Origin of the sequence: Stenotrophomonas sp. PS02300, assembly GCF_029959395.1 — a bacterium.
Taxonomy (GTDB): Bacteria; Pseudomonadota; Gammaproteobacteria; order Xanthomonadales; family Xanthomonadaceae; genus Stenotrophomonas; species Stenotrophomonas maltophilia_AD.
Genome location: NZ_JASCOP010000189.1, coordinates 1 through 5,556 on the forward strand (window position 1 = coordinate 1; position 5,556 = coordinate 5,556).

The window sequence follows — 5,556 nt, forward strand, 5'->3', positions numbered from 1 at the left end:
GAGCCACGCCCTGCGTGGCTGCCCTTCGTTCAGCACCGCGAAGCCACGCAGGGCGTGGCTCTACAATGGGATCTAGATTTGCATTTCTCTTGCATTGCCATGTCACCGGACACGAGATAGCATCCCAGAGCAGTCAGTGCCGCCGGCCGTTCTTGTTATCCGGGGACTGATTGCCCATGCACCTGCCGCCGGCCGTTTCTGTTATCCGGGGAGGTGTATACAAGACAAAGCCCCGATCAGGGGCTTTGTTGCGTTTTGGGCCGGATGAAATCGCCCTTCGGAACCACGGAGTAGACCTCAGCTCTCGGCTTACGCGCCTGCAGCTCCAGGATCGCCCTGTCGCGGACCTTGTTTCCATGGCCGTCGTCCCGATCGGTCGCGCTGACAACGGCCGTCATGTGCCGGTGCGTCTCGATCACTGAAGTACTTGCGAGCGCTGCCTCCAACTGGTGCGCCAGATCGCACGGACGGTAGCCGTCCTTGCGCACCCGACTGTCGTAATGGTGCCTGCCAAGGTAGACCAGCGTTCTGCTGGCAGGTGGCTCATGCCCCATTTCCCGCTTTTGCCGCACCAGTTCAGCGAACTGACTGACCGTAAGCTCGCCGATTTCAACGATGCCGACCCGCTCACCGCCCGCGATTCTGCGCAGTTGATCCAGAATGAGGGTCGGCGCGTTGTCATAGAGGGGCATCACCCTTCCCTGGGTCGTAAACCCATGATCCTGCCGGGAAGCGCCGGGACAGGCCATTCGATTTGTCCAATGCATTGAGAGGCGAAGAGCAACCTGCGTCTATCGCGAACTCAGGTAGAGCTACGCCCTGCGTGGCTGCCCTCCGTTCAGCACCGCGAAGCCACGCAGGGCGTGGCTCTACAATGGGGCACCCCATCAGATCCCGTACCCCCATGTCCGACTGCTGCGGCTGCGGAAAAATCGTCGACGTCGCCGCCCTCCAGGCGAAGCAGCGGCGCGTGCTGCGCATCGTCCTGGCGATCAACCTCGCCACCTTCGTGATGATGGCGGCCGCCGCCTGGTGGAGCCATTCGTCCTCCCTGCTCTCCGGCAGCCTGGACAACCTCGGCGATGCCCTTACCTATGCGATCAGTCTGGCCGTGGTCGGCGCATCGATGCGCGCCAAGGCGCGGGTGGCACTGTTGAAAGGGCTGCTGATTCTCGGCGCGGCCATTGCCGTAGCCGTGCAGATCGGCTGGCGCCTCACCCACCCGGCCGTGCCGCTGTTTGAAGGCATGGGCATTGCCGGCGCACTCAACCTCGCCGCGAACGGCGTATGCCTGTGGCTGCTGAATCCGTTCCGCAACGGCGACGTCAACATGGCCTCGGCGTGGGAATGCTCGCGCAACGATATTTTCGAGGGTGTGGCCGTGCTGCTGGCCGCCGCTGCCGTGTGGGCGTTCGGCGCGGGCTGGCCGGATCTGCTGATCGCAGCCGCTTTGCTGGTGATGTTCCTGCGCTCAGCACTGCGCGTGCTGCGCTCGGCATGGCGGGAGATGCGGGCTCAGGAAAGCAGTTCTTCGGCGTAGGTCATGCGTCCAAGTGCTGATCAGCAGGATCGGCAGTTGTTTGGGAACCAACTCTACCAAGTGGCGTTCCGCTTGCTCGTGGCGACGTGATGGGTAGGGTCGCATCCCTGTCGGCCGCCGACGGTGGTCAACACCCGGTAGGGCATGACCACCGAACGAAGCCCGCGTTTGCCCCTACGCGCTCGACACCTTCATCAGCACCAGCCCGCTCACGATCAACACCGCCGCGGCAATCCGCATCGCGCTGACGTGCTCACCGAGGAACACGATGCCGATCACGAACGCGCCCACCGCGCCGATGCCGGTCCAGATCGTATAGGCGGTGCCCAGCGGCAACGTGCGCATTGCCAGGGCGAGCAGCCAGAAGCTGGCGATCATGCCGGCGATGGTGATGATGGACGGGGTGAGCTTGCTGAAACCGTCGGACTGCTTCATCGCAAACGCCCAGACGATTTCCAGTACACCGGCTGCCAGTAGATAGATCCAGGCCATGAGGCCTCCTTTGATGGGGCCAGGCCGTCCTGGTCGTTGATGCCCGATGCGGGGGAGGCCGTTCCTCCAGATGTCCGGGCATTCTAGCCGCTGGGCGTCGGGGTGGCGTGAGTTGGACGTTTGGGGCTACACGGGATTCAGCTATCCGTGGGACACGCGTGGCGTGTCGCTACGCGTGGGCGGGCGTCGGGTGGCTGGCGTTGCTGGCAGCGGTTGGGATAGAATGCGTGGCTGCACTGCGGGACCTTGTCCTGCCTGCACACGTCTCTATGGCGGCCCCGTCGGCCCCTCGCGACGCTAGGTCGAAAATCCCGCCAGGGCCGGAAGGCAGCAACGGTATCGATCGACGCGGGCGCCGAGGTCAGCCGGCGGGGCCGTCACCCGTTTGGGCCTGCCGAAAGGCTTCGGCCATGCCGCGCAGCCACGCAGGGCGTGGCTCTACGGTGGGGCTGCCATTGGCGCCGTTGGGGTGGACAGCATTACGCGCTCTCCCGGCACTGCCACCTGGTGCCCACGCTGGCGCAGCGCTTCGCCGTCGGCGTCGCTTGCGTAGTGGTAGAGCATCATCCGCGCCTGCAGTTCGGCGCTGTACTCGCGTTCGAGATCGTCCACGCCGGTGTGCGACGGATTGCCGTGCAGGCCGCAGTCGTGCGCGATCAGTTCGTTGTCGGCCGCGTAGCGCGCCAGCATTTCCGGAATCGGGCGGGTGTCGCCGCTCCAGGCCAACGCGCCCTGCAGGCGCAGGCCGTAGGCGGTTTCCGGCCAGTGATGGCGGACCGGGAACACTTCCAGGCGCACGCCGTCATGCCAGAACGCCTCGCCGACCACGATCAGCTGGAAGGCATCCCAGAAGTTGGCGCCGCCTTCGGCCAGCACGTTGGGGTAGTCGGCCACGCGCCGGTGCAGCAGCGGCACCACGGTGGCCGGTACGTACAACCGGATGCGGCCGCGCCGCTGCGGCGAGAAGTAGGCATCCACGAACAGGCGCTCGAAGCCGGCCACGTGGTCCAGGTGCACATGGGTGACGAACAGGGCCTCGGGCATGCGCCCGTACTGGGCCAGGTAAGCGGTGAGCCCCTCGCCGCCGCAGTCGATGGTCAGCCACGGCTGGCCGCCGCGCTCGATCACCGCCATCGGCGAACCCAGCTGCACGGCCGACGCGTTGCCGACCCCCATGAAGCGCAGTGCCCAGTCCATCAGTAGCCCCGGTTCCAGGCCAGGTCGTAGGCCCGGCGCAGGCGCGCGAAGTCCTTCTCGACCTCATCGTGGCTGCGCTCGCCGCGCAGCTTCACCAGCGACCGGTGCAGGCGCTTGAGGTTGCGCTCACGCCAGGCCGTGGCCGGGATGCGCTGCACGCCGCGGTCGAAATCGATCAACCAGCCGTGGCCGTTGGCATCGAACAGGATGTTGTGGGCGTTGAGATCGGCATGGTCCAGCCCGGCGCGGTGGAAGCGCGCGATCAGCCGGCCGGTCTCTTCCCAGGGCGCGCCCCGCCCCGCCACCAGCGCGCGGTCGGCCAGCGAACGTACGCCTTCCAGGCGCTCCATCAGGATCGCGGCGCGGTAGCGCATGCCTTCGCGCATGTAGAACGCGGCGATCGGGCGCGGCACCGGCAGTTTCAACGCGCGCAGGGCGCGCATCAGGCGGAACTCGGCGAAGCTGCGGGTGCGGTTGGCGCCCCGCCACAGGTACTGGTCGTGGCTGAGCTTGGCCGCCATGCCGCCGCGCAGGTACTGGCGCAGCACGCAGTGGCCGAACGGCGCATCGACGAACCAGGCGCCGCCACGGCCACCATCCCCGACCGGGCGCGCCCGCTCGCCCCAGTGGCCCGGGGAGAACAGGCTCATCTCGGCTTGCCGCAGCCGTTCGCGGTCGAACAGAATGGCACCCATGCCGCGTCCATCGCGGCAGGGCGTCAGCGCTTCAGTGGCGTCGAATGCGACCATTCCTTCGAGTCTAACAACACCATGGCATCAGCGTCCTCTTCCTTGTGTCTTTTGCGTTTGTCCGCGCTGGGCGATGTCACCCACGTGGTGCCGCTGGTGCGCACCCTGCAGCAGGCACGACCGGGGACCGAACTGCACTGGATCATCGACAAGGCCGGGCACAAGCTGCTGGACGGCCTGCCGGGCGTGGTGTTCCATGCCTACGACAAGAAGACCGGCCTGGCCGGCATGCGCGCCCTGCGCGCATCGCTGCCGCCGGGCCGCTTCGAGGCGCTGCTGCAGATGCAGGTGGCCTTCCGCGCCAATGTGCTGTCGGCGTTCGTCCCGGCCGCGCGCCGGATCGGCTACGACAAGGCGCGCTCCAAGGACCTGCACGGTCTTTTCATCAACGAACGCATCCCCGACCGCCCCGGCATCCACGTGCTGGATGCGATCGGCAGCTTCTGCGAACCGCTGGGCATCCGCCAGACCGAGGTCAGCTGGGACCTGGCGATCCCGCCGGCGGCAGTGGAATGGGCGCAGGCGCAGTGGCAGGACGATGGCCGGCCGGTGCTGATGATCTCGCCCTGCTCCAGCCACGTGCGCCGCAACTGGTATGCCGACCGCTACGCCGCCGTGGCCAACCACGCGGTCGCGCGCGGCTGGCGGGTGGTGCTGTGCGGCGGTCGCAGCGAGCTGGAGCGCGGCATGGCCGACGCCATCCAGGCCCAGCTGGACACCCCGGCACTGGACCTGGTGGGCAAGGACACCCTCAAGCAGCTGCCGCCCCTGCTGGCCCGCGCGGCGCTGGTGATGACCCCGGACTCGGGCCCGATGCACATCGCCAACGCGATGGGCACCAAGGTGCTGGGCCTGCACGCGGCCAGCAACCCGCACCGCAGCGGCCCCTATTCCGACCGGCGCTACTGCGTGGACCGCTATGACGACGCGGCGCGGAAGTTCCTGGGCAAGCCGGCCAGCGAACTCAAGTGGGGCGCCAAGGTTGAGTTCGACGACGTGATGCAGCTGATCACGGTCGAAGACGGCATTGCCGCCTTCGAACGCTACGTGGCCGATCAGCCGCGCCCGCTGTAATCCTTGTAGGACTTCTCTTCGACGTAGACCGAGCCCAGCGCCAGGTTGATGTCCTTCTTGATCCGCGCGCGCTGGTCGTTCTTCTGGTAGACGCTGCGCGCCAGCGCAACGAACGCCTCATCGAACTCAGCGGCCTGGTCCTTCAGCCGGATGTTGTCCTCGATATCCCAGAGCTGCTCATTGATGTCCTTGAGCTCGGCACGCAGCGAGGCGATGTCCCGGCTCCCGGCCGCATGCCCCATCCAGGTCTTCTCCAGCGCACTAAGCTCAGCCCGGATGTTGGCCAGCTTGCCCGGATCGCTGATCCGCTCGGACTTGATATGCAGGATGGAGATCTTGTCGAGCAGCTCACCAAAAGAGACGGGAACCGAAATTTCTGCGGTCATGGGGCAGGCCGTTAACTGGAATGCAACCAGTTTACCGGTAGAGCCACGCCCTGCGTGGCTGGATCCCTGCGGCCACCCTGCCCCCTTCAGCATGGCGCAGCCACGCAGGGCGTGGCTC

General features: G+C 66.6%; 7 protein-coding genes and 1 other RNA gene. 3 read left to right on the forward strand and 5 right to left on the reverse strand.

The features are described 5' to 3' along the window. Positions 1-236: 236 nt before the first annotated feature. The gene (locus QMX79_RS19755) at positions 237-692 is read right to left on the reverse strand and encodes a hypothetical protein (RefSeq protein WP_282248293.1); all 456 of its coding nucleotides are present in this window, start codon (positions 690-692) and stop codon (positions 237-239) included. A 212-nt stretch (positions 693-904) separates the two neighbouring features. On the opposite strand from QMX79_RS19755, the gene QMX79_RS19760 reads away from it, so the two are divergent. Then, positions 905-1,540 carry a cation transporter gene (locus QMX79_RS19760; protein WP_282248294.1) on the forward strand — a complete coding sequence of 212 codons (636 nt, stop codon included), beginning with the start codon at positions 905-907 and terminating at the stop codon, positions 1,538-1,540. Positions 1,541-1,714: 174 nt separating this feature from the next. On the opposite strand, the gene QMX79_RS19765 is transcribed toward QMX79_RS19760, so the two are convergent. Next, complete coding sequence (locus tag QMX79_RS19765; protein ID WP_214900485.1) at positions 1,715-2,032, reverse strand: multidrug efflux SMR transporter; 318 nt, start codon at positions 2,030-2,032, stop codon at positions 1,715-1,717. 278 nt (positions 2,033-2,310) lie between these two features. Here QMX79_RS19765 and ffs point away from each other — a divergent pair. Continuing rightward, an RNA gene (ffs, locus tag QMX79_RS19770) (signal recognition particle sRNA small type) lies at positions 2,311-2,407 on the forward strand. A gap of 63 nt (positions 2,408-2,470) precedes the next feature. Here ffs and QMX79_RS19775 read toward each other — a convergent pair. Continuing rightward, complete coding sequence (locus tag QMX79_RS19775) at positions 2,471-3,229, reverse strand: MBL fold metallo-hydrolase (protein ID WP_282248295.1); 759 nt, start codon at positions 3,227-3,229, stop codon at positions 2,471-2,473. Further along, entirely contained in the window at positions 3,229-3,978 is a 750-nt protein-coding gene (locus QMX79_RS19780; RefSeq protein ID WP_282248296.1) for a 3-deoxy-D-manno-octulosonic acid kinase, read from the reverse strand. The genes QMX79_RS19775 and QMX79_RS19780 overlap by 1 nt, the downstream gene beginning before the upstream one ends. A gap of 21 nt (positions 3,979-3,999) precedes the next feature. Between QMX79_RS19780 and QMX79_RS19785 the strand changes: the two genes are divergently transcribed. Then, positions 4,000-5,052, forward strand: a complete 1,053-nt coding sequence (locus QMX79_RS19785; RefSeq protein WP_282248297.1) for a glycosyltransferase family 9 protein — start codon at positions 4,000-4,002, stop codon at positions 5,050-5,052. Here the strand turns inward: QMX79_RS19785 and QMX79_RS19790 are convergent. After that, a complete protein-coding gene (locus QMX79_RS19790) occupies positions 5,034-5,438 on the reverse strand; it encodes a DUF6165 family protein (RefSeq protein WP_282248298.1) in 405 nt (134 codons plus the stop codon). The two genes, QMX79_RS19785 and QMX79_RS19790, sit on opposite strands and share 19 nt — an antisense overlap. Positions 5,439-5,556: the final 118 nt, after the last annotated feature.

Coding starts and splice junctions, on each gene's coding strand:
- QMX79_RS19755 (WP_282248293.1), bottom strand. CDS start 692: ATGCCCCTCTATGACAACGCGCCGACCCTCATTCTGGATCAACTGCGC.
- QMX79_RS19760 (WP_282248294.1), top strand. CDS start 905: ATGTCCGACTGCTGCGGCTGCGGAAAAATCGTCGACGTCGCCGCCCTC.
- QMX79_RS19765 (WP_214900485.1), bottom strand. CDS start 2,032: ATGGCCTGGATCTATCTACTGGCAGCCGGTGTACTGGAAATCGTCTGG.
- QMX79_RS19775 (WP_282248295.1), bottom strand. CDS start 3,229: ATGGACTGGGCACTGCGCTTCATGGGGGTCGGCAACGCGTCGGCCGTG.
- QMX79_RS19780 (WP_282248296.1), bottom strand. CDS start 3,978: ATGGTCGCATTCGACGCCACTGAAGCGCTGACGCCCTGCCGCGATGGA.
- QMX79_RS19785 (WP_282248297.1), top strand. CDS start 4,000: ATGGCATCAGCGTCCTCTTCCTTGTGTCTTTTGCGTTTGTCCGCGCTG.
- QMX79_RS19790 (WP_282248298.1), bottom strand. CDS start 5,438: ATGACCGCAGAAATTTCGGTTCCCGTCTCTTTTGGTGAGCTGCTCGAC.